Source organism: Arthrobacter sp. NicSoilB11, from assembly GCF_019977375.1.
Taxonomy (GTDB): Bacteria; Actinomycetota; Actinomycetes; order Actinomycetales; family Micrococcaceae; genus Arthrobacter.
Window position 1 is genome coordinate 2,169,007 of sequence record NZ_AP024657.1, and the last position, 24,492, is coordinate 2,193,498.

General features: G+C 65.9%; 24 protein-coding genes and 1 tRNA gene. 13 read left to right on the plus strand and 12 right to left on the minus strand.

Annotation, left to right across the window (positions count from 1 at the left end):
* Positions 1-64: 64 nt before the first annotated feature.
* Both LDO14_RS09990 and LDO14_RS09995 read right to left on the minus strand, forming a co-directional pair.
* Entirely contained in the window at positions 65-2,179 is a 2,115-nt protein-coding gene (locus LDO14_RS09990) for an acyl-CoA dehydrogenase (RefSeq protein WP_018771148.1), read from the minus strand.
* Position 2,180: 1 nt separating this feature from the next.
* Complete coding sequence (locus LDO14_RS09995; RefSeq protein WP_018771147.1) at positions 2,181-2,909, minus strand: TetR/AcrR family transcriptional regulator; 729 nt, start codon at positions 2,907-2,909, stop codon at positions 2,181-2,183.
* A 61-nt stretch (positions 2,910-2,970) separates the two neighbouring features.
* Between LDO14_RS09995 and LDO14_RS10000 the strand changes: the two genes are divergently transcribed.
* From LDO14_RS10000 to LDO14_RS10010, 3 genes are read left to right on the plus strand one after another with little or no spacing between them, the layout of a single operon-like run.
* Positions 2,971-4,326 carry an acetyl-CoA C-acetyltransferase gene (locus LDO14_RS10000; protein ID WP_134164745.1) on the plus strand — a complete coding sequence of 452 codons (1,356 nt, stop codon included), beginning with the start codon at positions 2,971-2,973 and terminating at the stop codon, positions 4,324-4,326.
* An 8-nt stretch (positions 4,327-4,334) separates the two neighbouring features.
* Positions 4,335-5,675, plus strand: a complete 1,341-nt coding sequence (locus LDO14_RS10005; protein ID WP_134164744.1) for a 3-oxoacyl-ACP reductase — start codon at positions 4,335-4,337, stop codon at positions 5,673-5,675.
* Entirely contained in the window at positions 5,672-6,583 is a 912-nt protein-coding gene (locus LDO14_RS10010; protein ID WP_018771144.1) for a MaoC/PaaZ C-terminal domain-containing protein, read from the plus strand. The genes LDO14_RS10005 and LDO14_RS10010 overlap by 4 nt, the downstream gene beginning before the upstream one ends.
* A 24-nt stretch (positions 6,584-6,607) precedes the next feature.
* Here the strand turns inward: LDO14_RS10010 and LDO14_RS10015 are convergent, their stop codons facing one another.
* From LDO14_RS10015 to LDO14_RS10035, 5 genes are all read right to left on the minus strand, one after another.
* The gene (locus LDO14_RS10015; protein ID WP_018771143.1) at positions 6,608-7,660 is read right to left on the minus strand and encodes an FUSC family protein; all 1,053 of its coding nucleotides are present in this window, start codon (positions 7,658-7,660) and stop codon (positions 6,608-6,610) included.
* Between the two features lie 93 nt (positions 7,661-7,753).
* Entirely contained in the window at positions 7,754-8,863 is a 1,110-nt protein-coding gene (locus LDO14_RS10020) for a serine hydrolase domain-containing protein (RefSeq protein ID WP_134164743.1), read from the minus strand.
* 44 nt (positions 8,864-8,907) lie between these two features.
* Positions 8,908-9,960: a glutathione S-transferase C-terminal domain-containing protein gene (locus LDO14_RS10025; RefSeq protein WP_056390326.1), complete on the minus strand. Its 1,053-nt coding sequence runs from the start codon at positions 9,958-9,960 to the stop codon at positions 8,908-8,910.
* A gap of 20 nt (positions 9,961-9,980) precedes the next feature.
* Positions 9,981-10,733 (minus strand): M50 family metallopeptidase, encoded by a 753-nt coding sequence (locus LDO14_RS10030; protein ID WP_018771140.1) that lies wholly within the window; start codon positions 10,731-10,733, stop codon positions 9,981-9,983.
* Positions 10,734-10,882: 149 nt separating this feature from the next.
* Positions 10,883-11,185 carry a DUF4193 domain-containing protein gene (locus LDO14_RS10035; RefSeq protein WP_018761323.1) on the minus strand — a complete coding sequence of 101 codons (303 nt, stop codon included), beginning with the start codon at positions 11,183-11,185 and terminating at the stop codon, positions 10,883-10,885.
* A gap of 204 nt (positions 11,186-11,389) precedes the next feature.
* On the opposite strand from LDO14_RS10035, the gene LDO14_RS10040 reads away from it, so the two are divergent.
* From LDO14_RS10040 to LDO14_RS10055, 4 genes are all read left to right on the plus strand, one after another.
* Complete coding sequence (locus tag LDO14_RS10040) at positions 11,390-12,532, plus strand: glycosyltransferase family 9 protein (protein WP_134164742.1); 1,143 nt, start codon at positions 11,390-11,392, stop codon at positions 12,530-12,532.
* The gene (locus LDO14_RS10045) at positions 12,529-13,500 is read left to right on the plus strand and encodes a glycosyltransferase family 9 protein (RefSeq protein ID WP_134164741.1); all 972 of its coding nucleotides are present in this window, start codon (positions 12,529-12,531) and stop codon (positions 13,498-13,500) included. The genes LDO14_RS10040 and LDO14_RS10045 overlap by 4 nt, the downstream gene beginning before the upstream one ends.
* A gap of 74 nt (positions 13,501-13,574) precedes the next feature.
* A complete protein-coding gene (locus LDO14_RS10050; protein ID WP_018771137.1) occupies positions 13,575-13,799 on the plus strand; it encodes a hypothetical protein in 225 nt (74 codons plus the stop codon).
* A gap of 152 nt (positions 13,800-13,951) precedes the next feature.
* Positions 13,952-14,143, plus strand: coding sequence for a hypothetical protein (locus LDO14_RS10055; RefSeq protein WP_018771136.1), 192 nt, complete (start codon positions 13,952-13,954; stop codon positions 14,141-14,143).
* Positions 14,144-14,157: 14 nt separating this feature from the next.
* Here the strand turns inward: LDO14_RS10055 and LDO14_RS10060 are convergent, their stop codons facing one another.
* Together LDO14_RS10060 and LDO14_RS10065 are read right to left on the minus strand one after the other, a co-directional pair.
* A complete protein-coding gene (locus LDO14_RS10060; RefSeq protein ID WP_134164775.1) occupies positions 14,158-15,183 on the minus strand; it encodes an NADPH:quinone reductase in 1,026 nt (341 codons plus the stop codon).
* Between the two features lie 49 nt (positions 15,184-15,232).
* Positions 15,233-16,831 (minus strand): phospholipase D-like domain-containing protein, encoded by a 1,599-nt coding sequence (locus LDO14_RS10065; RefSeq protein WP_166673088.1) that lies wholly within the window; start codon positions 16,829-16,831, stop codon positions 15,233-15,235.
* Positions 16,832-17,130: 299 nt separating this feature from the next.
* On the opposite strand from LDO14_RS10065, the gene LDO14_RS10070 reads away from it, so the two are divergent.
* Positions 17,131-17,592 (plus strand): GatB/YqeY domain-containing protein, encoded by a 462-nt coding sequence (locus LDO14_RS10070; RefSeq protein WP_056390337.1) that lies wholly within the window; start codon positions 17,131-17,133, stop codon positions 17,590-17,592.
* 427 nt (positions 17,593-18,019) lie between these two features.
* Here the strand turns inward: LDO14_RS10070 and LDO14_RS10075 are convergent.
* Positions 18,020-18,102: transfer RNA gene (locus tag LDO14_RS10075), tRNA-Leu, on the minus strand.
* A gap of 169 nt (positions 18,103-18,271) precedes the next feature.
* Here LDO14_RS10075 and LDO14_RS10080 point away from each other — a divergent pair.
* Together LDO14_RS10080 and LDO14_RS10085 are read left to right on the plus strand one after the other, a co-directional pair.
* Positions 18,272-19,576 carry a M20/M25/M40 family metallo-hydrolase gene (locus LDO14_RS10080; protein ID WP_134164739.1) on the plus strand — a complete coding sequence of 435 codons (1,305 nt, stop codon included), beginning with the start codon at positions 18,272-18,274 and terminating at the stop codon, positions 19,574-19,576.
* An 11-nt stretch (positions 19,577-19,587) separates the two neighbouring features.
* Positions 19,588-20,748 carry an acyl-CoA dehydrogenase family protein gene (locus tag LDO14_RS10085; protein ID WP_134164738.1) on the plus strand — a complete coding sequence of 387 codons (1,161 nt, stop codon included), beginning with the start codon at positions 19,588-19,590 and terminating at the stop codon, positions 20,746-20,748.
* A gap of 52 nt (positions 20,749-20,800) precedes the next feature.
* Here the strand turns inward: LDO14_RS10085 and LDO14_RS10090 are convergent, their stop codons facing one another.
* Positions 20,801-21,034, minus strand: coding sequence for a DUF5703 family protein (locus LDO14_RS10090; protein WP_018771130.1), 234 nt, complete (start codon positions 21,032-21,034; stop codon positions 20,801-20,803).
* Positions 21,035-21,074: 40 nt separating this feature from the next.
* Between LDO14_RS10090 and LDO14_RS10095 the strand changes: the two genes are divergently transcribed.
* A complete protein-coding gene (locus LDO14_RS10095) occupies positions 21,075-21,341 on the plus strand; it encodes a hypothetical protein (RefSeq protein ID WP_018771129.1) in 267 nt (88 codons plus the stop codon).
* An 18-nt stretch (positions 21,342-21,359) separates the two neighbouring features.
* On the opposite strand, the gene LDO14_RS10100 is transcribed toward LDO14_RS10095, so the two are convergent.
* Positions 21,360-22,295 (minus strand): aldo/keto reductase, encoded by a 936-nt coding sequence (locus tag LDO14_RS10100; protein WP_018771128.1) that lies wholly within the window; start codon positions 22,293-22,295, stop codon positions 21,360-21,362.
* Between the two features lie 51 nt (positions 22,296-22,346).
* Here LDO14_RS10100 and LDO14_RS10105 point away from each other — a divergent pair, with 51 nt between their 5' ends.
* Both LDO14_RS10105 and mshC read left to right on the plus strand, forming a co-directional pair.
* The gene (locus LDO14_RS10105) at positions 22,347-23,180 is read left to right on the plus strand and encodes an undecaprenyl-diphosphate phosphatase (RefSeq protein ID WP_134164737.1); all 834 of its coding nucleotides are present in this window, start codon (positions 22,347-22,349) and stop codon (positions 23,178-23,180) included.
* Between the two features lie 15 nt (positions 23,181-23,195).
* Positions 23,196-24,473, plus strand: a complete 1,278-nt coding sequence (gene mshC / locus LDO14_RS10110; RefSeq protein ID WP_134164736.1) for a cysteine--1-D-myo-inosityl 2-amino-2-deoxy-alpha-D-glucopyranoside ligase — start codon at positions 23,196-23,198, stop codon at positions 24,471-24,473.
* Positions 24,474-24,492: the final 19 nt, after the last annotated feature.

The window sequence follows — 24,492 nt, forward strand, 5'->3', positions numbered from 1 at the left end:
CGCCGCTCCCCAGCCAGGGGGAGCGGCGCCGTCGTGCTTTCCGGGCCTGCGCGCCGGCGGCTGATCAGGCCTTCCGGGCCGCTGCCGTCCTGGCAATCAGGACTTTCTCGTCCACGGGCGACTGCCCGCTTGCCCTTTCATTACGGAAGTAGGCCCGGGCCTCGTCCTGCCGGGTTTTCTCGGCGCCCGTTGCGATGGCCGCCCGCACGTGATCCCCGCCGTACCCGAAGGCGTCCACCAGGTCCAGGGCATGGGGCCGGATCCTCTCCAGCAGCCGGTTGATGTACCCGCCCACGGTGCGTGCCCGCTGCATGGAGAGCCGGCCGTTCATGAGGTACCAGGCCAGGTTCTTCTCGATCAGGGACAGGCCGAATAGGTCCCGCAGCCAGGTCAGCACCTTCCTGGTTCCGGGGTCGTCCACCTGCTGCAGGGCGTCCGTGAACGCCTCCCACTGCAGCAGTTCGGCGTGCGCCTGGGCGGCATCAATAAGTTCGTTCTGGTGCCGGTTGAACAAGGCGGCGCCCTGGTCCTGCGGCAGCCGTTTGCTGCCCTTCAAGGCAGCCGCGGCCTCGGCCACCATGGTCTGCACCCTGTCGGTAAGGAGGGCGCGCTGGCCTTCCTCGTCCCGCAGCGCGATCGCAGCCTTTTGGACCGAACCGGTGTCGGCCACGAACTGGGCCACCTGGCGCAGTCCGGTGCGGTGGACAGCTGCGCCGGCAGCCTGGTTCACCACGTACCGGGCCAGCACGCCGAAGTCCACGCTGCGGAATTCCTTGGCGTAGTCGGCCAGCAGGCGCTTGGCCACCAGTTGGAGCAACACCGTGTTGTCGCCCTCGAAGGTGGCATACACATCCAGGTCGGCCCGCAGTGATGCGAACCGGTTCTCAATCAGGAAGCCGGCGCCGCCGCAGGCTTCCCGGCATTCCTGCAAGGTGTCCAGGGCGTGCCAGGTGCTCAGCGGCTTCAGCGCTGCGGCCAGGGTTTCCAGGTCCTGTCGGTCCGCGTCGGTATCGTGGGCACCGGAGAAGACATCGTCGAACTTCTGCAGGAGCTGCTCGTGGGCAAAGCCGGCCGCGTAAGTGGTGGCAAGCCGGGTGAAGAGGCGCCGCTGGTGCCGCTGGTAGTCGAGCAGGACCTCTTCCTCCGTGTGCGACGAGGCGTTGAACTGGCGGCGTTCGGTGGCGTACTGGATGGCTGCTTTCAGGGCCACTTTGGACGCTGCGACGGCGGCACCGTCCAGTGACACCCGGCCCTGCACCAGCGTTCCCAGCATGGTGAAGAAGCGCCGGCCGGGGCTGGCGATGGGCGACGTGTAGGTCCCGTCGGCATCGACGTTGCCGTACCGGTTCAGGAGGTTCGTCCGCGGGATGCGGACGTTGGTGAAGTGCAGCCGGCCGTTGTCGATTCCGTTCAGGCCGCCCTTGATGCCGTCGTCCTCCCCGCCGATCCCGGGCAGGAATTCCCTGGTGGCGGGGTCCCTCAGGTCAACGTAGAAGGCATGCACCCCGTGGTTAACACCGCGGGTAACCAGCTGGGCGAACACCACGGCGCCCAGGCCATCGATGGCGGCGTTGCCGATGTAGTCCTTCCAAGCGGCGCGGAAGGGGGTGTGGATGATGAATTCCCCGGCGGCGGGGTCATAGGTTGCGGTGGTGGCAATGCTGGCCACGTCCGAACCATGGCCCGTCTCTGTCATGGCGAAGCAGCCGGGGATTTCGAGGTTCATGATTCCCGGCAGCCATTTGGCGTGGTGGTCTGCGGTGCCCAGGTGCATCACCGCGGATCCAAAGAGTCCCCACTGGACGCCGGCTTTGATCTGCAGTGACGGGTCAGCCACCACCAGCTCCTCGAACCCGGCGATGTTTCCGCCGTGGTCGTCGGAACCGCCCAGTGCCGCCGGGAAGGCGCGGTGCACGGCTTCATTGTCCACAAGGTATTTGAGCTGGTCGAACACGCGGGCGCGGTGTTCGGTGTGCGTCAGGCCCTCGGTCTTGTGCAGTTCCGGCCTGGCGGCCAGGTCCCTTGCCTGGAGCCGCACGTCGGCCCACTTGCCCAGGAGCTGCCGGCCCAGTGCCTCGACGTCGACGGCGGGGGCAGGGCTGCTGCCTGCGGGTTTGGCTGCAGGGGTCGCCGCGGGGCGAAGCCCCTTGCGGGCGGGGCGGTCCACTACGTCAGTCATGTCACAGTCCTTCTTTGGCGGATAACTTGGTGGTCGGTGGGGCGGGAGTGAGTTCGGGGGCTATGCCCACGCACAGCCAGGCGGTGATCTGGCGCGCCATGGTCTCCTGGCTTGGTTTGGAGGGGGAGTCCGGAGTGCTGAGCCATTGTTCGCCGGCGTTCCGCACCAGGCCGATTGCCGCCTTGGGCCAGTAGCCGATGACGGTTTCCCTGTCGTCGCCCAGGTGCGACCGCATGGGGGTGGCGATCATGTCCGCAATTGCGTCAAAGAAGTGGCCCAGCGGGCCGCCTGCCGCCGACGGGTGCGGCGGGTTGGCGGGGTCGCCGGGGGCATAGCTCGTGACGAACGTGTACACGTTGGGACTGGTGTCCGCCATTTGCAGGTATGCCGAGACCATGGCCAGTAAACCTTCCCGGGGGGTCACAGCGCTTTGCGCTGCTTCCTGGATGCGGTGCTGCATCTGGCTGAGGACCACTTCGCCCACGGCCTGCTGCAGTCCGGCCTTGTCCCCGAAATACCGGTAAAAGACCGACTTCGAGGTTCCTGCCGCCGTTGCAATGTCCTCCATGGAGGCGTCGCTGCCCAGTGCGTGCACAGCGCGGCGGGCCTGCTTGATGAGTTCGCGGCGCCGTTCCTCCCGGTGGCTCTGCCAGCGCGCCGAACGGCCGTCAGAGCTGGCGGAAGACGGCAGCTCAACCGTCGCTGGAAAGCGCGTGTCCTGAAAGTTCACGATACCCAGCGTATCAGGTACGCTGGGTATCGGTAACCACATGTGACCAGAGGAGCCATCCATGTCCACAGACGGACAGTCCACCCCCACACCCGACGGATCAATCGCGGCCGGGGTCCCGGCAACCAGGAGGGCAGTGATCGTAGGGGCCAACCGGATCCCGTTCGCCCGTGCCGGCGGCGCTTATGCAAAATCCTCCAACCAGGACATGCTTACAGCTGCCCTGGACGGACTGATCGCACGCTTTGGGCTCCAGGACGAACGGATGGGCCAGGTGGCCGCCGGCGCCGTGCTCAAGCACTCCAGGGATTTCAACCTCACCCGGGAGGCCGTGCTGGGCTCGGCACTTTCCGCCGAGACCCCGGTCTACGATCTCCAGCAGGCCTGCGCCACGGGACTTGAAACGGTGGTGGGCCTGGCGAACAAGATCAAGCTCGGGCAGATCGACTCGGCCATTGCCGGTGGCGTGGACTCAGCCTCCGACGCGCCGGTGGTAGTCAGCGAAGGGCTGCGCGAGGTCATCCTGGACCTTCACCGCGCCAAGACACTTCCCCAGCGCCTGCAGATCCTGAGCCGCCTCCGGCCCAAGGACCTGGCACCGCTGGCCCCGGGCACGGCAGAACCCCGCACCGGCCTGAGCATGGGTGAACACCAGGCCCTCACAACGGCACAATGGAAGATCTCCCGCGAAGCCCAGGACGAACTGGCGCTGAACAGCCACCACAATCTGGCTGCCGCCTACGAGTCCGGCTTCTTCGATGACCTCATGACCCCCTACCGCGGACTGACGCGGGACGCCAACCTGCGGGCCGATACATCGCTGGAAAAGCTTGCGTCCCTGAAGCCGGTGTTTGGCCGGAACCTCGGGGCAGATGCAACCATGACGGCAGGAAACTCGACCCCACTGACCGATGGTGCCTCCACAGTGCTGCTGGCGTCCGACGAGTGGGCAGATGCCCGCGACCTGCCGAAGCTGGCAGCAGTGGTGGACGCTGAAGCTGCGGCCGTGGACTTTGTCCACGGCAAGGACGGGCTGCTGATGGCCCCCGTGTTCGCTGTGCCCAGGCTCCTTGCCCGCCAAGGCCTTACGCTGGCGGACTTCGACTACTTCGAAATCCACGAAGCATTCGCCGCCACTGTCCTCAGCACCCTGGCCGCGTGGGAGGACGAGGAATTCGGCCGTACCCGCCTCGGCCTGGACGGTGCTCTTGGCAGCATCGACCGCTCGCGCCTGAACGTCAACGGGTCCTCGCTGGCAGCGGGCCACCCGTTTGCGGCGACCGGCGGCCGCATTGTCGGCACGCTTGCCAAGATGCTCCACGCCAAGTCGGCGTCCACAGGTCGTCCTTCGCGCGGCCTGGTGTCCGTCTGCGCAGCCGGCGGCCAGGGCGTCGTCGCGATCCTGGAATCTCTGTAGGGGACGGCATGGCTGACACATACGCACAACTGGTCAACAGCGGCGTAGGCCGCAACCTCGCAAAGAAACTCGGCCTTCCGCAGCCCGCTGTCCTGCGCCGCTACGAGCCGGGGCAGCCCCTGGTGACCGGGCCTGTCGTTGTCCTGGGCGACACCCCCGGCGCGGACAAACTTGCCGCCGAGCTGCTGTCCTGGGACCTCGATGTCAGGCGGCACGCCGTTCCGGCCGAAAAACTGGGTGCCATCATTCTGGTCCTCGATGAGCTCGGGCACCCGGCGGACCTGGAAAAGCCTGTGTTGGATGCCGCGGGTTCCCTCCGCGACCTGCGGGCCGGGGGCCGGATCATCACCTTGTCCCGCCCGGCGGCGGAAGCTGCCACTCCCGACGCTGCAGCAGCACGCCAGGGGGTGGATGGCTTCCTGCGATCCCTTGCCAAGGAACTGCGTGCCGGAGCAACCGGAAATGGCGTGCTCCTCGCTGATGGCACCACTTCCACCAGCCCCAGCACGCTCGGTGCCATCACGTTCTTCCTCTCCGGCCGTTCAGCGTTCGTGGACGGACAGTTCCTCACGGTTTCAACGGAGGACGGCGCGCTGCCCGCCGACCCGGAAAAGCCACTTGCAGGAAAAGTGGCAGTAGTTACCGGCGCAGCCCGCGGCATCGGCGCGCAGATTGCCCGGACGCTGCACCGCGATGGTGCCACGCTGGTCCTGGTGGACATTCCGGCAGCGGGAGACCAGCTGGCGGCCGTAGCCAATGAGGTACGCGCGACGGCATTTCAGCTCGACATCACCGCAGCGGACGCGGGCCGGCGGATCATCGACCACGCCATACAGCGGTACGGACGTCTGGACATCGTGGTGCACAATGCCGGGGTTACGCGGGACAAGCTGCTGGCCAACATGGACCAGGCGCGGTGGAACCAGGTCATCAACATCAACATCGCCGCCCAACTCCGGATCAACGAGGCCCTGCTGGCCTCAGAACACTTCCGGTCTTCGCCGCGTATCGTTTCTGTTGCCTCCACCAGCGGCATCGCCGGGAACCGGGGACAAACCAACTACGCCGCATCCAAGGGGGGAGTTATGGGAATGGTCCGTGCCAGCGCCCCGCTGCTCGCGTCCCGGAGCGGCACCATCAATGCGGTGGCACCCGGATTCATCGAAACCGACATGACCGCGCGCATCCCCTTCGCCGTCCGTGAAGTGGCACGACGGTTGAACTCACTCCAGCAGGGCGGCCTGCCCTCCGACGTCGCCGAGACCATAGCGTTCCTCGCCAGCGACGCCGCAGGCGGAATCAACGGGGAGGTGCTGCGGGTGTGCGGGCAAAACCTGGTGGGGGCATGACGCTCGCACAGCCGGTGATCCTGGCCGAGATGCCGTCCTTGTCCAAGCTCTACGTCAACGCCGCCGCCCAGGCGGCACGGCGCAGGCTCCTGGGCACACATGACTCTGCCGTCCTCCCGGCCGAGAGCCATGAAGTCAGGGGGGTGGTGGTGGGGGTGGAAAACCTCACGGCCTACCAGCACCTGATCGGTGAGACGGCAAGCGATGTCCTGCCTGCCGGTTTCATCCACGCGATCGCATTCCCGCTGGCCATGAGCGTCCTTAACCGCGACGACTTCCCGCTGCCCCTGCTGGGCATGATCCACCTGCACAACAGCGTCGAACAAAGGTCCCCATTGGTCTTCACGGACGTTCTGGACATGACCGCTTGGGTGCAAAACCTCCGTGGGCACCGTTCCGGCACGCAGGTGGACGTGGTAGCGGAAGTGCGCCCTGCCGGCTCGCCGGATGTGCATTGGCGGGGCGTCTCCACTTACCTGGCCAAGGGCGTGTTCCTGCCCGGAATCGACAAACCTACTGCGCTGCCACCGAAGGCCGATTTCACGCCGCCGGACCCGACGGCCCTGTGGCACCTGGGCGTTGACACGGGGCGGGCCTACGCCGCGGTATCCGGGGATTTCAACCCGATCCACCTGAGCGTGCTGTCGGCAAAAGCGCTGGGCATGCGGCGTTCGATAGCACACGGGATGTACTTGGCCTCGCGTGCGCTCGCAGATGTCGGCCCTGCCCGCGGTGACTCCTTCACGTGGGATGTGGAGTTCGAGGCTCCGGTGTTCCTGCCCTCCCGGGTTGCCCTGGAAATCGCCACCGAACAAAGCGGATCAGGGGCATGGAAACACTCGCGCTTTGTCGCCTGGAGCCCCCGCTCCGGGCGACGCCATTTCAGCGGGACGGTTGCCGCGCTCTAGCCAGCCCGGTTCCCGGCGCCAGGACTAGTCCTGCGGGCGGACAGCCCGCAGGATCCGGTGGAGGCTGAGGAGGACCGATTCGGAGGCAGGGACGGTGCCTTGGGTTGCCTCCCTGCCTGCAGCGGCCGCCATGCAGGCGTCCACCGCCTCTTTCGCGGCGGCGAAGCGGTGTTTCTGGGTCTGTTCGTCAGCTTCGCTGTAGGACGCCAGCAGCTCTCCGGTGGCCGTGATGGCGGCAGCAAGCGGTTCACTGTCCTGCAGGGGGATATCGTAGGGGGCGTCGCTTTCCCAGATGACGTCCGAGAGCACGTCCGTCATGTCCTGGATGTGGAAAGTGACCCGCTCCAGTTCCCGCAGGTCGCGGTAGTCCCTGTCCACGTCCCTGGGGTGCAGCTTCCGCCTGGGATTGGCGCGGCGGCTGGCATCGGCTTCCTTGACCAGATGCCGCACCGATCGAGCTGCTTCGGCCAGTTCGTCCGACCGGCGCGCCCAGTCTTCGTGCTCCGGCGGCCACTTTTCGGTAATCGCCGCCCCCATGTCCGTAAGTTGCCGCCCAAGGGCGAGGCGAAGATCATCGAGGCTTGAAGCCGCTGCATCAAAGTGCAGCGGCGGGAAGATCAGAAAATTGACTGCGATCCCCACACCCACGCCCGCACCCATCTGGACCAGGTAGCCAAAGGAGAAATCGTCCGCGTTGCTTCCGCCCACCAGCAGGACCAGCAGGGCCGCCGTCGGAATCCAGTCACGGCCCGAACCGATACCCGGCAAGCCGCCCAGGAGCACGCCGACTCCCATGAACAGGGCCACCGTCAACGGGGAGGGTTGGGCAAGGCTGACCAGAATGAAAGCAAGGCCGATTCCCATTGCCAGCCCCGCGAGGGCCTGCGCCCCCTGCTTCACTGAGCCCGCGACGTTGTGGTACATGGCCACCAGGGCCCCCAGCGGCGCATAGTACGCATAGTGCGAGGCCGCGCCTGGCATCAGCGGAGCGATGGCGAACGCCAGGCCCGCGGCAAGCGCGGCTTTGGCAGCCAACTGCAGGCGCTGCGCCGCAAAGGCAGCGGAGAGCCCCGCCACCGATTGTTTGAGAAGTTGGGTCCCCCGAGCCCACCGTGCATCCGGTCGTGCTTGAGTGTTGCCCATCCGGACCACAGTAGGGCCGGGCGCCTGTCAGGACAAGCCCGCTGCGGAACGCCGCACTTCGGCGGCCAGGCGATGCGCCCTTCCCGGCGTCCGGCCCTCCTCCTGGCGGCGTGGAATGTAGCCAAAGCCAAGCCCGTAGGCCGGATCCGCAAAACCGAGCGCCGCGTTGGCACCCTCGTGTCCAAAGGCCCGGTGGCTGCCAAAGTTCCGGGAAGGGTGGGGCTTCATGAAGACGACCGCAAACGCGTTGTCCAGGCCTGAAGAGCGGTCCAGGCCCCACACCTGTTCCCGGGTCATGGCCTCCACCGTCCGGGCCGCCAGGAACGGTTTGTCCCCGTCGACGCCTGTGGTTGCAGCGGCGTACAACCGCGCCAGGCCCTCAGCGGAGCCCACACCGCCGGCGGCGGACATTCCGGCCGCCCGGACGGCGCGGATGTTCGGCAGTTCCATGACGGTGCTGACCGGCGCATTGCTGTTCATGCCTTCGAGGCTGAGTGGATCAAACCAGCCCTGGCCGGGATCTTCTTCATAGAGGACGTCCCTGTACCGTGGCTCCAGCTCCTCCGGGAGCCCCAGGAAGAAATCCACGTCCTGCGGCTGCCGGATCCTGCGGTCGTACATGGCCTGCAGCGACTCGCCCGCGACGCGGCGGCACAACTCCTCCATAAGGATTCCGATGGTCAGGGCGTGGTAGCCGAACTGCCGCCCGGGCTCCCAGGCGGGAGCGGCAGCGGCAAGGCGCGCCGCGGCCGCGGACGTGGTGAATTCATCCAGGCGGAATCCGCCCTCAACGCCCATCAGTCCTGCCTGATGCGACAGCGCTTCCCGGACCAGCAGCCTGTCCTTTCCGTGGCCACCGAATTCCGGCCAGTAATGGACCATTGCCTTATCCAGGTCAAGGACGCCATCCTGGACCATCAGGGCGATGACCATGGCGGCAACGCCCTTGGAGCAGGAATAGGCCCCGGTCACGGTTTCCGAAGCCATGTCGGGGCCGCCCGTCAGGCGCACCACCGGCATCCCGTTGTGGTAGCAGGCGAGTTGTGCGCTGTACCGGGAGTCCTCAGCGAGGAACGACTCAAACAGGGCCAGGACGTTTTCGTACCCTGGCGCCACGGAACCAAGAGATGTCTGCATGCCCTCAGTGTAGGCAGGAAAGCGATTTCCTGCCCGAGGTTTGTTTAGCGCAACGCGCCGTGTCCCGGCGCAACCTCTTCGCCTGGCCGGACCGGCCCGGGCGGCGTGCCGTCTCCAAACGGCCGGCCCCCCAGCGATTCCCTGCCGTGGTCCTGCAGCCAACCGCCCAGGTCCGGACCGGCCGGAACAATGCCCGTGGGATTAATGTCCTCGTGCACGATGTAGTAGTGCTGCTTGATTTGCACGAAGTCGATAGTGTCCCCGAAACCCGGCGTCTGGAACAGGTCCCGTGCATAGCCCCACAGATGCGGCATCTCACTGAGTTTCTGCCGGTTGCACTTGAAGTGGCCGTGGTACACGGGGTCGAACCTGGCAAGCGTGGTGAACAGGCGCACATCCGCCTCGGTGATGGTGTCGCCCACCAGATAGCGCTGCCGGGACAGGCGGTCTTCAAGCCAGTCCAGCGCAGTCCACAGCCGGTCGTAAGCTGAGTCATAGGCTTCCTGGGAACCCGCGAAACCGCAGCGGTAGACGCCGTTGTTGACCTCCGTGAAGACGCGCTTGTTTACCTGGTCGATTTCGTCGCGGAGGTGTCCAGGGTAGAGCAGCGGCGCTCCTGCCCGGTGGAACTCCGTCCACTCGGTCGAGAAGTCGAGGGTGATCTGGGGGAAGTTGTTGGTCACGACTTCACCGCTGCGTACATCCACGATGGCAGGTACGGTAATTCCCCGCGGATAGCCGGGGAACCGTTTGAAGTAGGCCTCCTGGAGGCGCTCTATGCCGAGGACGGGGTCCACTCCGCCGGGATCCAGGTCGAACGTCCAGGAGCGAGCGTCGTGGGTAGGGCCGGGCTGGCCCAGGGAAATCGCTTCTTCCAGGCCCAGCAGCCTGCGGACAATGACGGTGCGGTTTGCCCACGGGCAGGCACGGGCGGCGATGAGGCGGTAGCGCCCGGCTTCCACCGGCCACCCCGGCTCGCCCTTGCTGCCGGGGGAGGCATCCCTGGTGATCCGGTCCTCGATGTAATTGGTGTCCCGGGTGAACTCCGTGCCGCCGGTCACATAGGCTCCACGGGTGCTGTGCGTTTCCTGGCTCATGCCACAAGCCTATGTGCCGGCTAACCGATCCAGGCACCTTCCGCCAGGATCGCCGAGACGGGCTGCCAGGCAACCAGCCACGCTCCGGCAACCAGGAGGGTGAACAAAGCAATCCAGACTCCGGAGGGGACGGAGGTGGCGCGGTACAGAAGGTAGGCGTCGGAGCTGCCAAGGCTTCCGCGACGCCGGATGTGGACGTTCGTGAGTTTGAGCAGGTCACGGACAGCAGCCACCAGGAGTGCAAGACCGAAGATGACGGCCACATGCCCCACGACTGGCGCCGGTGCAAGGAAGGTAAGGGCAGCCGCGCCGGCGATGGCGGCGGCAGTGATGATGAAACCGGCAAGGTTGCGGAGGAAGATCAGCGACGCGGCCAGGACCAACAGGCTCACGGCCATGGCAGCCGGGCCCCACCCGCCAAGGCCGCAGCAGACGAAAGCGGCACCGACCATAGCCGGTACCGGATATCCCCAGAAGCAGGACCATGCTGCTGCAAGCCGGCTCCTGCTGTAAGTGGTGGTGGTTCCGGAATGGTCAAGCCTGAGGCGGATTCCCGACAGCCGCTGACCGGACGTCAAGGCCGCGAACGCGTGACCCAGCTCATGGGTGGTGGTAGCGAGGAGCCCGAAGTAGCGCCAGCTGCGGCGGGGTATGGACAGACCGATGGCTGCCGCCACGGACAACAGCATCTCGATCCAGGTGACGTTGGGTACATTTGCCTGCGCGAACGCCGCACTGAAGGTGTTCCACAAGCTCGCGGAGCTGTCCAACATTGCCTCCTGGCTGCCGGTTGGCGTCGTAAATGTCCTACTCCAACGCTACGCACCCCAGCTGGGCGAAGGCTTAAAGTCGAAAGGCACGCCCGTTGCGGCGTGCCTTCGGCGTTGGTGGGACGTGCGAATCGCTGCCCGAAGGTTCCCGACTAGCCTTCGCACTCAGTGCAGTAGCTGTGGCCGTCTTTTTGACGGGCGATCTGGGACCGGTGGCGGACCAGGAAGCAGGAATAGCAGGTGAACTCATCCTCAGCCTGCGGGATGACCTGGACTACGAGCTCCTCAGCGACGAATTCGCCGCCAGGGACGCCGGCGCCGTCCAGTCCGTCAGCCTCGTCCAACTCCTGCACAACACTGCGGGCGTCGGGAGCATTTGCTGACTGGAGCTGCTCGAGTGAGTTGTCCTGCGATTCCTTGACGTCGGAACGCAGTTCATCGTAATCGGTTGCCACTTTAGGTGCTTCTCTTTTCTTTGATTGGCTGTCGGGTATGAAACGTACAGCATCGGGAGGGTATTCCCCAACAGTGAGCGTGAATCCGCCGCCTATTGGGTAAAGGTCCTAAGGAGCAGCCGCACGTTCCAGGAGCGCATTGCGGCCGCGTGGGCAGTGGGGGGACAGGGTACTGGGCCCCCTGCATGACGGAAGGGGCAGTGTGTGGAACAACTCACCGCAGAGTTCGGCGGTGCAGGACAAATCGGCGTGGGCGTCGGTCCTGTGCTGGAGAAGTTCACCGACGTGTCCAGGATTGTCATCCTGCGCGGCGGAGGATTGGGCGACCTAATTTTCGCCATCCCGGCCATGGCAGCACTGAAGGTGGCTTATCCGGGATCAACCATCACGCTGCTGGGAACACCAATCCACAAGGCGCTGCTGGAGGCGGTGAAAAGCCCCGTGGATGAGGTGGTGGTCCTGCCTTTCGCCGAAGGAGTCAGGCCTGGGCAGGAAGAGGCAGCTGAACTGGACCGTTTCTTTGCCGACATGCGGGGCCGCACCTTCGACCTGGCTGTCCAGCTTCATGGCGGCGGCCGCTATTCAAACCCCTTCCTGCTAAGGCTCGGCGCCCGTCATACCGTCGGGACCCGGACTGCCGATGCAGCCAGCCTCGAGCGCACCGTCCCCTACCTTTACTACCAGCACGAACCGCTCAGGGCTTTGGAAGTGGCCGGGTTCGCTGGTGCCTTCCCGGTCGATCTCGAAGCCCGGCTGGCGCCCGCCGGCGGGGGAGCCGCACACGAGGCCCTAGACGGCGCCGCCGGCCAGCCGCTGGTGGTGATCCATCCCGGCGCCACCGACCCCCGCCGTCGTTGGCCTGCTGACAAGTTCGCCGAACTTGCCGCTGCCTGCGCAGCGGACGGCTCGCGGGTGGTCATTATCGGTGACAGCAGCGAGCAGGACCTCGCGGAGGCGATCGCGGCACGGGCCGGATCGGCGGCCGTCGATTCCGCAGCCGGCGCACTGGACATGGCAGGGCTTGTGGCCCTGCTGGCGGAAGCCGGCGTTGTGGTGGCAAACGACAGCGGTCCACGGCACCTTGCCCAGGCCCTGGGCGTTCCCACGGTCGGCATCTTTTGGGCCGGGAACGTGATCAACGCCGGAGCGCTGGGCAGGAGCCTGCACCGCGTGCATGCCTCCTGGGTGACGGCATGCCCCACGTGCGGGATAGACGTGACCCAGGTTGGCTGGACGGCACCCCGCTGCGCCCATGACGATTCTGCGGTAGCGGGCATCGGGGTGCCGGAGGTGTACGAGGATGTCCGCAGCCTCACCGCCACGGCCTACGCAAAGCAGGACGCATGAGCGGCACCGGGACGGCGGGCGTTGCCACCGATCCGCTTCCCGCTGACGGCAAACCGGAACTACTGGTCCTGCGCGCCCTGAAGCTTGGCGACCTGCTGGTGGCCGTACCTGCCCTGAAGGGTATCCGGCGGGCGTTTCCCGAACACCGGCTGCGCTATGCGGCGCAGGGATGGCTGGCAGAAGCTCTGGGGCTGGTGGGCGGTTATGAGCTGTTCCCTACGCATGGGCTGGACGAGCCGCTGGCGATGGAACCCGGCGTAGTGGACGTTGCCGTCAACCTGCACGGCAGCGGCCCGGAGAGCCAGGGAAGGATTGAGGCGCTGAAAGCCAGGCATACGGTTGGCCACCGAAGCGCCCACCGGGACGGCCCGCCGTGGCGGCCGGAACTGCACGAACGCGAACGCTGGGTAAAGCTCCTGGAGTGGCATGGCATCGACGCGGATCCACTGGACGTAAAGCTGAATACGCCGCACGTCCCCAGCCCCGTCCCCGGTGCGACCGTCCTGCATGTCGGGGCCGCCTATGGCAGCAGGCTGTGGCCGGCGGACCGCTTCGCGGCGGTGGCAGCGGCCCTCGCGGAAGCCGGCCACCAGGTGGTTTTCACCGGCGGCGCAGGGGAGAGGGAACGCGCTGACGAAGTGTGCCGCCTTGCGGGGCTCCCGGGGACCACCGTCTTGGCCGGCGTCCTGGGCCTCGGAGAGTTCGCGGCCACCATCGCCGCCGCACGCCTGGTGGTTTCCGCCGACACGGGCGCCGCCCACCTGGCATCCGCTTACGGCACTCCTTCCGTGGTGCTTTTTGGTCCGGCCCCACCCGAAATCTGGGGTCCGCCCCCTGGGCCCCATGTGGTCCTGACCCGCACGGAGCTGCGGCGCGGGGACACGTTCGCGGCGCAGCCGGACCCCGCGCTGCTGGCAATCCAGGTGCCCGACGTCATGGCTGCGGTCAGGGGGCTGGGCCTGCTGTAAGCGCTGCGGATTTGCGCCCCATAGTGTGGGTCTGCAGGGGTCGGCTTGGGTCCCGGGGGCCTAAAATTGTGTGCATGAGCACTGAGCTGGAAATTGCCTTGGTGTTGGGGACGGCGTTGTTGTGGGTCATCGTGGCGCTGACCATCCTGTCTGCCATTGACCGGCCCGAAAGGAAGGCGCGCCGGCAGGAACGGCGCGACCTCCGGACGGAGAAGCGGCGGATCGAGTATCGCCCCGTCGCAGCGGGTTCCCATCCCCAAGGGCGGGACCGGCACTCGCGTAGGCTGCACCCGCATTGACGACGGCGGGACGTGCCCGGGTGCATCGGCGTGGAGCACCCGGCCGGCATACCGCCCCCGGCCTGACGCCCGCCGTCGTCCGTTGACGGTGTTGCGCTGCTGCCTGCCAGTCAAGTCTTGACGGGCTTCTTCGGAACCCTGACACTTTCCCGATGGGAGTAAGCGAAGAGTTGCGGGCACTGACTGACGTGGTGGACCGGCTTGCGGCAAGGTTTCCCGCACTGCCCCGCGAACGCATCGAGGATGTGGTGCAGCAGGAGCACAGCCTGCTGGATGCAGGCAGGGTCCGCGCGTTCGTACCGGTCCTGGTTGAACATGCTGCCAGGGACCGCCTGGCCAGGTGAGGCCCAGGGGCTTTTCAGGGTGGCGGCGTGACGTCGATAAGCACTTTTCCGATGGTTCCCTGTTCCACGGCATCGTGGGCCGCCGCAGTGTCCTCAAGGGTGAACCGGGTAAGAGGCAGACCATGTTCCTCGCCCACCCGAAGGGCACCTGCCGCGAGTGCCGCGGCAACGCCGGCTACCGCGTTCTCTTTCTGCCCGTCCGTGACCGTGTAGGTGAGGATGAATTGGTAGCGGACGTTCTTGGTCATGCTTTCGCGGATCGGAACCGTGAGCGATTCTCCGGGGTTGGCCGCGTAAATCGAGATGGTCCCGCCAGTCTTGAGAACGTGCAGGTCGGCATCGATGTTCGCCGGCGCGTTGACGTCCACGATGATGTCCACCCCACCGGGCGCTGCCTCCTGAACGGCGCGGACGACGTCGTCCTTCCGATAGTTGATGACCGTCCCGGCGCCTGCGCGGCGGGCGAGTTCGGCTTTCCGTTCTCCGCTGACGGTTGTGATGACGGTGGCACCGGCCCACCGCGCCAGCTGGATGGCAGCATGGCCCACGGCGCCTGCACCGCCGGTGACCAGCACGGTTCGACCCGCCAGGGCGCCGGGCGAGAGCGTGGCCGGACCGTCCTCATTCGATGTCAGGGCACGGTGGGCCGTGAGGGCCGGAATCCCGAGCGAGGCGCCGGTGTCAAAGGATTCGGCGTCGGGAAGTGCCACAACTTTGTGGGCCGGCACCACGACGTACTCCTGCGCCGTACCTTCGTTGCTGCCCCACGCCACGTCCCAGAGCCAGACACGGTCGCCCTGGCTGAAACCCGCCACCTCTGCGCCCACTTGGTCGATAACGCCGGCTCCGTCCTGGTTGGGAACCTTGGTGACGTCCAGTTTCCTGCCACCCGTTCCGGCACGAGACTTCCAGTCCGTGGGGTTCACGCCGGACACCACCAGCCGGACCCGGACCTCACCGGGACCTGGCTCCGTCAATGGCCTGTCCTGGAGCTGCAGCACCGAGGAGGGACCCGTTGCCTGGTACACGATTGCCTTCACGTCTTCTCCCATGTCCGGATGCTCATCCCTTACCGCTCCAACCTAACCGCTAGAAGCGGTCCGTGCCGCGGAGACCCCGGGGGCGGCCGTCCGGATCGACGATGAAGCGGTAGACCGGATCCGCCCAGAGGCGATGGAGTGGCCGGACGGGTTGCGTGGCATGGTGGCGCACCTGCCCTGGCGGTCGGGGCGTACTGCGGCCGGCCCGGTGCCACTGGTCCAGGGCATCGGCGGTGCTGTTCCACAGCTCCAGTCCTGCGGTGGTGGCCTGGAGCTGTGGGTCGTCCAGCTCCAGGCCCAGGTGTTCGGCCCAGAGCTGGAGCCTCAGCTCCGTGGCGAGTGGCCGGGTGGGCAGGGTGCCGGAGCCTGCAGGCAGCATGCCGTCGGCGGATGTGTCCATCACGGCGCAGGTGAGCTCACTGTCAGTGGTCCAGGAGCGCCGGTTGAAGTTGTCTGATCCGCAGGTGAACCAGGTGTCGTCGATGATGCAGATCTTGGCGTGGACGTAGATCGGGGTTCCCTGGCTGTTTTCCAGGTCGAATATGCCCACCCTGTCCGGCGCGGCCCGGCGGAGCATGCCGATGGCGCGCAGTTGCCCCAAGCGCTTGGGCGGTCCACTGAGAAAGCCATCAGTGTCGGGGTACCTGGGAACCACGATGATCACGTTCAGCCCGGGGTTGTGTCGCAGGGCGGCTGCGATCCCCGCTGCCACCTCTGTTGACCACAGATACTGGTCCTCGATGTAGATGAGCGAACGGGCCTGGGCGAACGCCTTTGCATAAGCCTTCGCTATGGTCCGTTCTCCGTGTGGGGCGAAGGGGAATGGCGGATGCTTCAGGCCGTAAGTGCGCAGCAGCTGCACGGCGTGCGGACCTGCCGGAGGTGGGGGAGGAGCGGACTCGGGGAGCGGCTTGGGGTGCCTGGGCATCCGGGCCAGGCGCTGCAACAGCATCCGGTACGGGGTCCGCCGGTCCAGCGGGTGGGGATCGTTCCACCGTTCAGCGAATACCGCCAGCACATCTGCAACGACCGGGCCGCGCAGCTCAAGGGCGGCGTCGTGCCATGGGGGCCTCTGCCCGTAACGGGAATCCATCTCCACTGCCTGGGGGTCTCCCGCATGGCCGGCGTCATCACGGCGGCTGTGTGAGAGGTCCAGTCCCCCCACGAACGCCACATCGAGGGAGGGATCGGTACGCCGGCGGATGACCACCAGTTTCTGATGGTGCGAGCCGAAGAGGCGGACGCGCTGATCCAACAGTGCCTCCCCGCCGGAGTCGTTGATCTTCCGGCTGAGAAGTTCGTTGGAGCGGCCACTGATAGGGGCCGACACGCGCTCACCATGGGATCTCCAGACGAGGCCCCGTACCTCCACGCCGGACCGGGCCAGCCCGGCGAGCTTCGCGCCAATGGTCGTACCGTTCGCCTCCAACTGCTCATCGGCATCGCCACGCCAGTCGGTGAACCATACCTGGTCTCCCGCCTGCAGCGCAGACAGCTCCTCATGCAGCCTGGAGAAGTATGTTGCTCCATGAATCAGGGGACGTACCAGGTTTCCTTCAGACCAGGGGCCGGATTCCGTACCAGCCCCTTGGACGTCGGAGGCAGGGTTTCCCCGCTCAGCCTGATTCAGAAACCACTTGCCAACCATGCTGTCCACGTGGCGCTCCTTCCGGGGCCCGGGGGCAGGCCACTGCGTTTCCAAACTAACCTACGCCCGTGCGTCTACCTCCGCCCCGTGCAGACGGCTCCAGACAGATTGAAACCAGCAACGCTCCACTGCCACGTCGGGAATAGGCTTGGGCAAGATCCTCCCTGCTGCAGTCCACTCGGCGGCGGCAAGCACCGGCGCCATGCGCAGGGCGGGATAAGGCCGCTCCAAGAGCCACGCCGTACCTACAGCTCAATCACCAACCAGCTCCATAACCAACGAAGGAATGAGTCAGGTCCATGTCACTGAAGGAAAAACTGAAGGGCGATGTCATCGTCCACATGAAGGCCGGCAACAAGCTGGGCCTGACCACTGTGCGCAACGTCCTGGGCGAAATCGAAACGCGGGAGAAGTCCGGCAAGACGCCGGTCGAGCTCGACGACCTGCAGGTCACGGCGCTGCTGCAAAAGGAAGCGGCCAAGCGCCGGGACACCGCCGCCACGTATTCGGCGGCCGGTCACGATGACCGGGCGCAGGCAGAGATCGCCGAGGCTGAGGTCATTGAGGCCTACCTGCCCAAAGCGCTGACCCGCCAGGAAGCCGAAGCCATAGTGGACGAGGTTATCGCCGGCCTGAAGGCGGACGGAACCGAACTGACGATGCGTTCCATGGGCACAGTGATGAAATCAGTAACCCCCAAAATCGGCGGCCGCTTCGACGGCAAGGCCATCAGCGAGATCGTGAAGGCCCGTTTGGCGTGATGGCATTCCCCTGGGCGTTTCCCCGAACGGCCTGCCGTCCCTGGAAAGTCATCGGGCGCCGCGTTGGGTTACAGCGCGCGCCTGACGACCTGCAGGGGGTATGGGCCGGCGGCGGTTGGGGGGCGGCATCCGGTCTCAGAGATGCCATGGCCGCCGGCCCTGTCCCCATGTATAAGACCCTGCCCCAGCGGCAGGATCTTGTCCTTAACGGTAAAACCCGTTCCTAAATGACAGCCCACGTTGGCCGCAAGTTTCGCTCAAGACTGGCACGCAGTAGCCGCCGCGGTTATAACTTCCGGAACGCCCCTGCGCGCTCAGTGCGGCAAACGCCTTCGGCCCGAAGCTCCGGCCCGGGATCAGCACAAAGAAAAACACCCCGGTCCGAAGACCAGGGTGTTTACGGTGGTGACTCTACTCACCACTCTTGTGCGCGGAGGGGGACTTGAACCCCCACCCCCTTTCGAGGACTAGCACCTCAAGCTAGCGCGTCTGCCATTCCGCCACCCGCGCAGGTGGTATTCCGGGAAGCGTGTGCGCTTTTCAGCGTTTCGCGCCTCTCCGAAGCAGCGAGAAAAACTCTAACATGACTTTCCGGGAACAACGAATCGAGCCAAGTAGGTAGGCTGAGGGCAGCGATTCAGCTCGTGCCAACCAGTCATTCCCTACCAAGGAGCCACCAATGCCTGACGTCCTGCCCGAGGATGAAGTTGTCCGGATCTGCCAGGAACTCATCCGGATCGACACCTCCAACTACGGCGACGGGTCAGGACCTGGGGAGCGGGCGGCAGCAGAGTATGCGGCAGGCCTTATCGAGGAAGTGGGCCTGGAGGCGGAGATCTTCGAATCCGCCCCTGGCCGCGCCAACGTCGTGACCAGGATGGCAGGGGAGGACCCTTCCGCCAGCGCCCTGGTGGTCCACGGCCACCTGGACGTGGTCCCCGCCCTGCGTGACCAGTGGTCTGTGGACCCGTTCGGCGCGGAACTGAAGGATGGCCTGATCTGGGGCCGCGGCGCCGTCGACATGAAGGACATGGACGCCATGATTCTTTCTGTGCTGCGGGGTTTTGCCCGGGAGGGCAGGAAACCCAAACGGGACATCATCTTCGCGTTCTTCGCTGACGAGGAAGCCGGCGGCGTCTATGGCGCACGTTATGCCGTGGACAACCGCCCGGAACTTTTCGAGGGCGCCACGGAGGCCATTTCGGAGGTGGGTGGCTTCTCGGCAACAATCGGCGGCCAGCGGACCTACTTGCTGCAGACGGCGGAGAAGGGCATCTCGTGGCTGCGGCTGGTGGCCCACGGCCGGGCCGGCCACGGCTCCCAGATCAACACGGACAACGCTGTCACGCGCCTCGCCGCCGCCGTAACCCGCATCGGCGAATACAAGTGGCCCATTGAACTCACGCCCACCACCCGCCAGTTCCTTGATGGAGTGACCGAACTCACCGGCGTGGAGTTCGACGCCGACAACCCGGAGCTTTTGCTCAACCAGCTTGGCACCGTGGCCCGGTTCGTCGGCGCCACCTTGCAGAACACCACCAACCCCACGCTCCTCAAGGGTGGTTACAAGCACAACGTCATCCCCGAGTCTGCCGAGGCCCTGGTTGACTGCCGTACGCTGCCGGGCCAGGAGCAGCAGGTCCTTGAGATCGTGCGCGAGCTTGCCGGCAGTGGAGTGGACGTCAGCTACGTCCACAACGACGTCTCGCTGGAGGTCCCGTTCGCCGGCAACCTGGTGGACTCGATGATTGATGCCCTCCACAAGGAGGACCCCGGTGCAAAAGTGCTGCCCTACACACTGTCCGGCGGCACGGACAACAAGTCGCTCAGCCGGCTGGGCATTACCGGCTACGGCTTCGCTCCCCTGATGCTCCCCGAGGAGCTGGACTTCACCGGCATGTTCCATGGCGTGGACGAACGTGTGCCGGCGGACTCCCTCAAGTTCGGTGCCCGGGTGCTGAACACCCTGCTCGCCAACTACTGAGGGGACCTGCCGTGACTCCAGCGGACCTGCTGCCGGACGGGCTCCTGGAACGCATCCGCGGCCGCGCCGCAGGATACGACCGGGACAACGCCTTCTTCCACGAGGACCTGCGGGAGCTTGCGGCTGCAGGGTACCTGAAGCTTTTCGTTCCAGTACCCGACGGCGGCGCGGGGCTTGGGCTCGAGGCGGCAGCGCAGTGCCAGCGCAGGCTGGCAACGGCGGCCCCTGCCACCGCGCTTGCCGTCAATATGCACCTGGTGTGGACCGGCGTCGCGCACGTCCTCGCAGCCCGCGGCGACCACTCCCTGGCCTTCGTGCTCGAGGAAGCGGCGCAGGGCGAGGTCTTCGCGTTCGGCAATTCGGAGGCCGGCAACGACTCAGTCCTCTTCGACTCACGGACCGCGGCCACACCTTATCCGGACGGAAGCTACTCGTTCACCGGGACCAAGATCTTCACCAGCCTCTCGCCGGCGTGGACCCGGCTGGGGATTTTCGGAAAGGACGCCGCAGCCCGGGACGGTGCCGGGGAACTCGTCCACGGGTTCATCAACCGTGAAGCGGCCGGCTACCGGATCATGGACGACTGGGACACCCTGGGCATGCGCGCAAGCCAGTCCGCCACCACTGTCCTTGATGGTGCGACCGTTCCGCTGGACCGGATCTTCCGCAAGCTGCCTGTGGGTCCCAACGCCGACCCCCTGGTGTTCGCGATTTTCGCGTGCTTCGAAAGCCTCCTGGCCGCCGTCTACACCGGATTGGGCGAACGGGCGCTGCACGTGGGTGTAGAAACTGTAAAGCGCCGCACGTCTTTCAAGAACGGCGGACGCAGCTACGCGCAGGACCCTGACATCCGCTGGAAAGTTGCTGAGGCAGCCATGGCCATGGACAACCTCTACCCACAGCTCAGGGCTGTCACCGCCGACGTCGATGCCCTGGCCGACCACGGGAACCAGTGGTTCCCCAAACTGGTGGGTCTGAAAGTGAATGCCACCGAAACGGCGCGGCGCGTTGTGGACCTGGCCATCCGCGTCAGCGGGGGATCGAGCTACTTCAGGGGTTCGGAACTGGAACGGCTCTACCGCGACGTGCTTGCCGGCATGTTCCACCCCTCCGACGACGAGTCTGCCCACAACACGGTGGCCAACGCCTGGCTGGGCCCGCTGGAGGACTAAACGGTCCGCTGGACCACACGATTTCTAAACGGTCCGCTGGATCACACGACTCCTAAACGGTCCGCTGGACCTGCATCACCCGGCGCCGCAGCCAAAAGCGCCTGCCGCCGCCCACGTACAGCTTGCTGCGTTCCAGTTCCCACTTGCCGTATTCGGAGTGTTCCACCAGGCGGCGGCGTGCCTCCGGCAGGGAATCATCAGGGCTGACGGTCAGCACGAGGTACTCGTACTGCCGCAAATAATCCCGTTCCCGCTGGACCGAGCTGGTGAGAAATTGTTCCTTCATTTGCTCTCCATTTTCGTCCTTTTCCGGCTAACGTGAAGTCATGAGCATCGATCCGCGTGTCGCGCTTTCGTCCCTGACCACCGCTTTGGAAGAACACCTTATAGCAGCATCGAACCGCCGCGGGGACGGTGACCCCTCCGTTGAGGCAGCTTTTTTCGCAGTGGCCGATGCCTTCGAAGTTTACGAGGACGCGCTGTACGAGGCCTACAACGAGGTCACCCCGTTGCAGGTCTTTGACGACGAGGACGAAGAGGACGAGGAAGCCGACGTGGACGAGGACGAGGACCTGGAAATCGTCGAGGAATAGCCGCGCCGGGGCAGGAACTCAGAAGGCGGCGGAGACATCCTCCAAAGCCCGGGCAATCTGCGGTGGCAGCGGTGCGGGCTGGACGTCCAGGAGTTCCTTCAACTGCACCGGCGTGCGGGCGCCGACAATGGCGGTGGCAACTCCCTGCTGTGACAGCAGCCATGACAGTGAGACGTCCTGGGGAGTCCGGCCCAGGCCGTTGGCCGCCATGCATACCGCATCCACGATGCGCGACGGCTTCTCCTCCAGGTAAGGCTCCACGTAGGCCGATTCGCTGGCGGACGCCCCGCGTGACCCGGCGGGGATGCCGCCGCGATACTTCCCGGTGAGGACGCCGCGGCCCAGCGGAGCCCACGCCATCAGCCCAAGCCCGGCATCCTCGGCGGCAGGGATCAGTTCCGCCTCCGCCGTCCGCTGAAGGAATGAATATTCCGCTTGGACGGCAACCAGGGGCACACTGCTGGTGGCTGCGGCCTTCGCAGCCTGCCAGCCCCTGAAGTTCGAAATTCCGGCGTACCGCGCCCGGCCGGTGCGTACCGCAAATTCCAGCGCAGCCAGCGTTTCATCGAGGGGAACGTTGCCGTCCCAGGCCTCAGCAAACCAGAGGTCCACATATTCCGTGCCCAACCTGGCCAGGCTCGCATCAAGTCCGGTGAGCATCGCATTGCGTGACGTGTCCACCGCGCGGCGCCCGTCCGGCGTCGTCATCCCTGCCTTGGTGGAGATGGAAATTTCGGTGCGGGACACCACATCACCCAGGAGTGAGCCAAGGATGGCCTCCGAGCCCCCGCCCGCATACGACGCCGATGTGTCCACGTGCCGGCCGCCCGCATCAAGGAAGGTACGCAGCAACTCGGACGCGTCCTGTTCGTCAGTTTCCCCACCCCAGGACCGGGTGCCCAGGGAGAGGGCGGAAACTCGCAATCCACTGTTGCCGACGTAACGCTGCTGCATAGCAGCAAGCTTACGGGCAGATGCACCACCGCCATGCCGTAGGGTCTTAGCGTGAACTGGTTTGAAGCGGCCCTGCTGGGCCTTGTGCAGGGACTGACCGAATTTCTACCTATTTCATCGAGCGCACACCTGCGGATCGTGGGGGAGTTCCTTCCCAACGCGGAGGACCCGGGGGCGGCCTTTACGGCCATCACCCAGCTCGGCACGGAGACCGCCGTGCTGATCTTCTTCTGGCGCGACATCGTCCGGATCGTCAAAGCCTGGGGCGGGTCCCTCACCGGCAAGGTGCCGCGGCAGGATCCCGACGTCCGCATGGGCTGGCTGGTGATCCTGGGCAGCCTGCCCATCATCGTGCTGGGCCTGCTCTTCCAGGACCAGATCGAATCGGTGCTGCGCAGCATGTGGATCGTGGCCACCATGCTGATCGTCTTCGGGCTCTTCCTCGCCGTGGCCGACGCCGTGGGGGCCCAGAAACGGGACCTGGCGCACCTGACCTACAAGCACGGCATCCTCTATGGGCTGGCCCAGGCCCTGGCACTGATTCCCGGCGTCTCCCGCTCCGGAGGCACCATTACCGCGGGCCTGCTGATGGGCTACACGCGCGAAGCCGCCGCACGGTACTCCTTCCTGCTCGCCATCCCCGCGGTCTTCGGCAGCGGGTTGTACCAGCTCTACAAGGTGGTGACCAAGGAAGGCATCTCCGGCCCGTTCGGCCTGCCGGAAACTGCCCTTGCCACCGTGATCGCCCTGGTGGTGGGCTATGTCATCATCGGCTGGTTCCTGAAGTTCGTATCCACGCGCAGCTACCGGCTCTTTGTCTGGTACCGGATCTTCCTGGGGCTGGCCCTGTACCTCCTGCTCGGTTTCGGCGTCATCAGCGCCTAGGACTAGGCTTGGCTTGTGAAATCCTGGACTTCCCGCCCCGTTCCTGCCCTGCCCGGAAACATGCCCGCCATCCGGCTGTTCGATACCGCGGCAGGCCGCGAAGTGGCGCTGGAACCGGAAGCACGGCCGTCCATGTACGTCTGCGGCATCACTCCCTACGACGCAACCCACATGGGCCACGCCGCCAGTTATGTGGCCTTTGACCTGCTGAACCGCGCGTGGCGGGACGCCGGCAGCGAGGTCTCCTACGTGCAGAACGTCACGGACGTGGATGATCCCCTGCTGGAACGCGCCACTGCCACCGGAGTCGACTGGCAGGACCTCGCGGCGGAGCAGGTTGAACTTTTCCAGACGGACATGGAGGCGCTGAATGTCCTGGCGCCGGACCATTACGTTGGGGCCGTGGAGTCGATTGGCCTCATCGTCCCCGAGGTGGAGCGGCTGGTCAGCCTGGGGCTGGCCTACCAGGTTCCCGGCAGCAACGGGGAACCCGACGGGGATGTCTATTACGACGTCGAAGCGGCCGGCAAGCAGTCAACGGCACCTGATGCCTGGTCCCTGGGATGCATCTCCCACCTCGGCGAAAGCACCATGCTGGAGCTTTTTGCCGAACGCGGCGGAGACCCGGGCCGCGCCGGGAAGCGGCAGGCCCTTGATCCGCTGCTGTGGCGGGTGGAACGGCCCGGCGAGCCAAGCTGGCCCGGTGGAAGCCTGGGCGCGGGCAGGCCCGGCTGGCACATCGAATGTACAGTGATCGCCCAAAAATACCTGCCCTCGCCCTTCACGGTGCAGGGAGGCGGTTCGGACCTCATCTTCCCGCACCATGAGATGGGTGCCGGCCATGCATACTCGTTGGCCGGGGTACCGCTTGCCCGGCACTACGCACACGCCGGCATGGTGGGGCTCGACGGGGAGAAGATGAGCAAGTCCAAGGGCAACCTGGTGCTGGTCTCCAGGCTTCGCGCCGCCGGTGAAGACCCGGCAGCAATCCGCCTTGCCATCCTGGCCCACCACTACCGTTCCGACTGGTCCTGGACGGATGAAGGCTTCACCGCTGCCAAGGCAGACCTTGCAGCGTGGCGGAAGGCCCTCGACCACGCCCCGGAAGGTTCGGGCCGCGAACTGCTGGCCGACATGCGGGCGGCGCTGGCAGCGGACCTCAACGCGCCCGCCGCAGTCGCCGCAGTCTCGCGCTGGGCACGTTCAGCGAACGACGGCGGTGCTGCCGCCAGCCCCGCCGACAGCAGCCTGGTCAGGGACGCGGTGGACGCCCTTCTTGGCATCCGGCTCTAGGCTTCGGCTCCACGTCAGC

What these genes read in the sequence shown, in the direction of transcription:
- LDO14_RS10025 (WP_056390326.1), bottom strand. Translation starts at nt 9,960, where the DNA reads ATGAGCCAGGAAACGCACAGCACCCGTGGAGCCTATGTGACCGGCGGC.
- LDO14_RS10090 (WP_018771130.1), bottom strand. Translation starts at nt 21,034, where the DNA reads ATGAAGGAACAATTTCTCACCAGCTCGGTCCAGCGGGAACGGGATTAT.
- LDO14_RS10055 (WP_018771136.1), top strand. Translation starts at nt 13,952, where the DNA reads ATGGGAGTAAGCGAAGAGTTGCGGGCACTGACTGACGTGGTGGACCGG.
- LDO14_RS10000 (WP_134164745.1), top strand. Translation starts at nt 2,971, where the DNA reads ATGTCCACAGACGGACAGTCCACCCCCACACCCGACGGATCAATCGCG.
- LDO14_RS09990 (WP_018771148.1), bottom strand. Translation starts at nt 2,179, where the DNA reads ATGACTGACGTAGTGGACCGCCCCGCCCGCAAGGGGCTTCGCCCCGCG.
- LDO14_RS10045 (WP_134164741.1), top strand. Translation starts at nt 12,529, where the DNA reads ATGAGCGGCACCGGGACGGCGGGCGTTGCCACCGATCCGCTTCCCGCT.
- LDO14_RS10070 (WP_056390337.1), top strand. Translation starts at nt 17,131, where the DNA reads ATGTCACTGAAGGAAAAACTGAAGGGCGATGTCATCGTCCACATGAAG.
- LDO14_RS10100 (WP_018771128.1), bottom strand. Translation starts at nt 22,295, where the DNA reads ATGCAGCAGCGTTACGTCGGCAACAGTGGATTGCGAGTTTCCGCCCTC.
- LDO14_RS10005 (WP_134164744.1), top strand. Translation starts at nt 4,335, where the DNA reads ATGGCTGACACATACGCACAACTGGTCAACAGCGGCGTAGGCCGCAAC.
- LDO14_RS10030 (WP_018771140.1), bottom strand. Translation starts at nt 10,733, where the DNA reads ATGTTGGACAGCTCCGCGAGCTTGTGGAACACCTTCAGTGCGGCGTTC.
- LDO14_RS10010 (WP_018771144.1), top strand. Translation starts at nt 5,672, where the DNA reads ATGACGCTCGCACAGCCGGTGATCCTGGCCGAGATGCCGTCCTTGTCC.
- LDO14_RS10095 (WP_018771129.1), top strand. Translation starts at nt 21,075, where the DNA reads ATGAGCATCGATCCGCGTGTCGCGCTTTCGTCCCTGACCACCGCTTTG.
- LDO14_RS10050 (WP_018771137.1), top strand. Translation starts at nt 13,575, where the DNA reads ATGAGCACTGAGCTGGAAATTGCCTTGGTGTTGGGGACGGCGTTGTTG.
- LDO14_RS10065 (WP_166673088.1), bottom strand. Translation starts at nt 16,831, where the DNA reads ATGGTTGGCAAGTGGTTTCTGAATCAGGCTGAGCGGGGAAACCCTGCC.
- LDO14_RS10020 (WP_134164743.1), bottom strand. Translation starts at nt 8,863, where the DNA reads ATGCAGACATCTCTTGGTTCCGTGGCGCCAGGGTACGAAAACGTCCTG.
- LDO14_RS10080 (WP_134164739.1), top strand. Translation starts at nt 18,272, where the DNA reads ATGCCTGACGTCCTGCCCGAGGATGAAGTTGTCCGGATCTGCCAGGAA.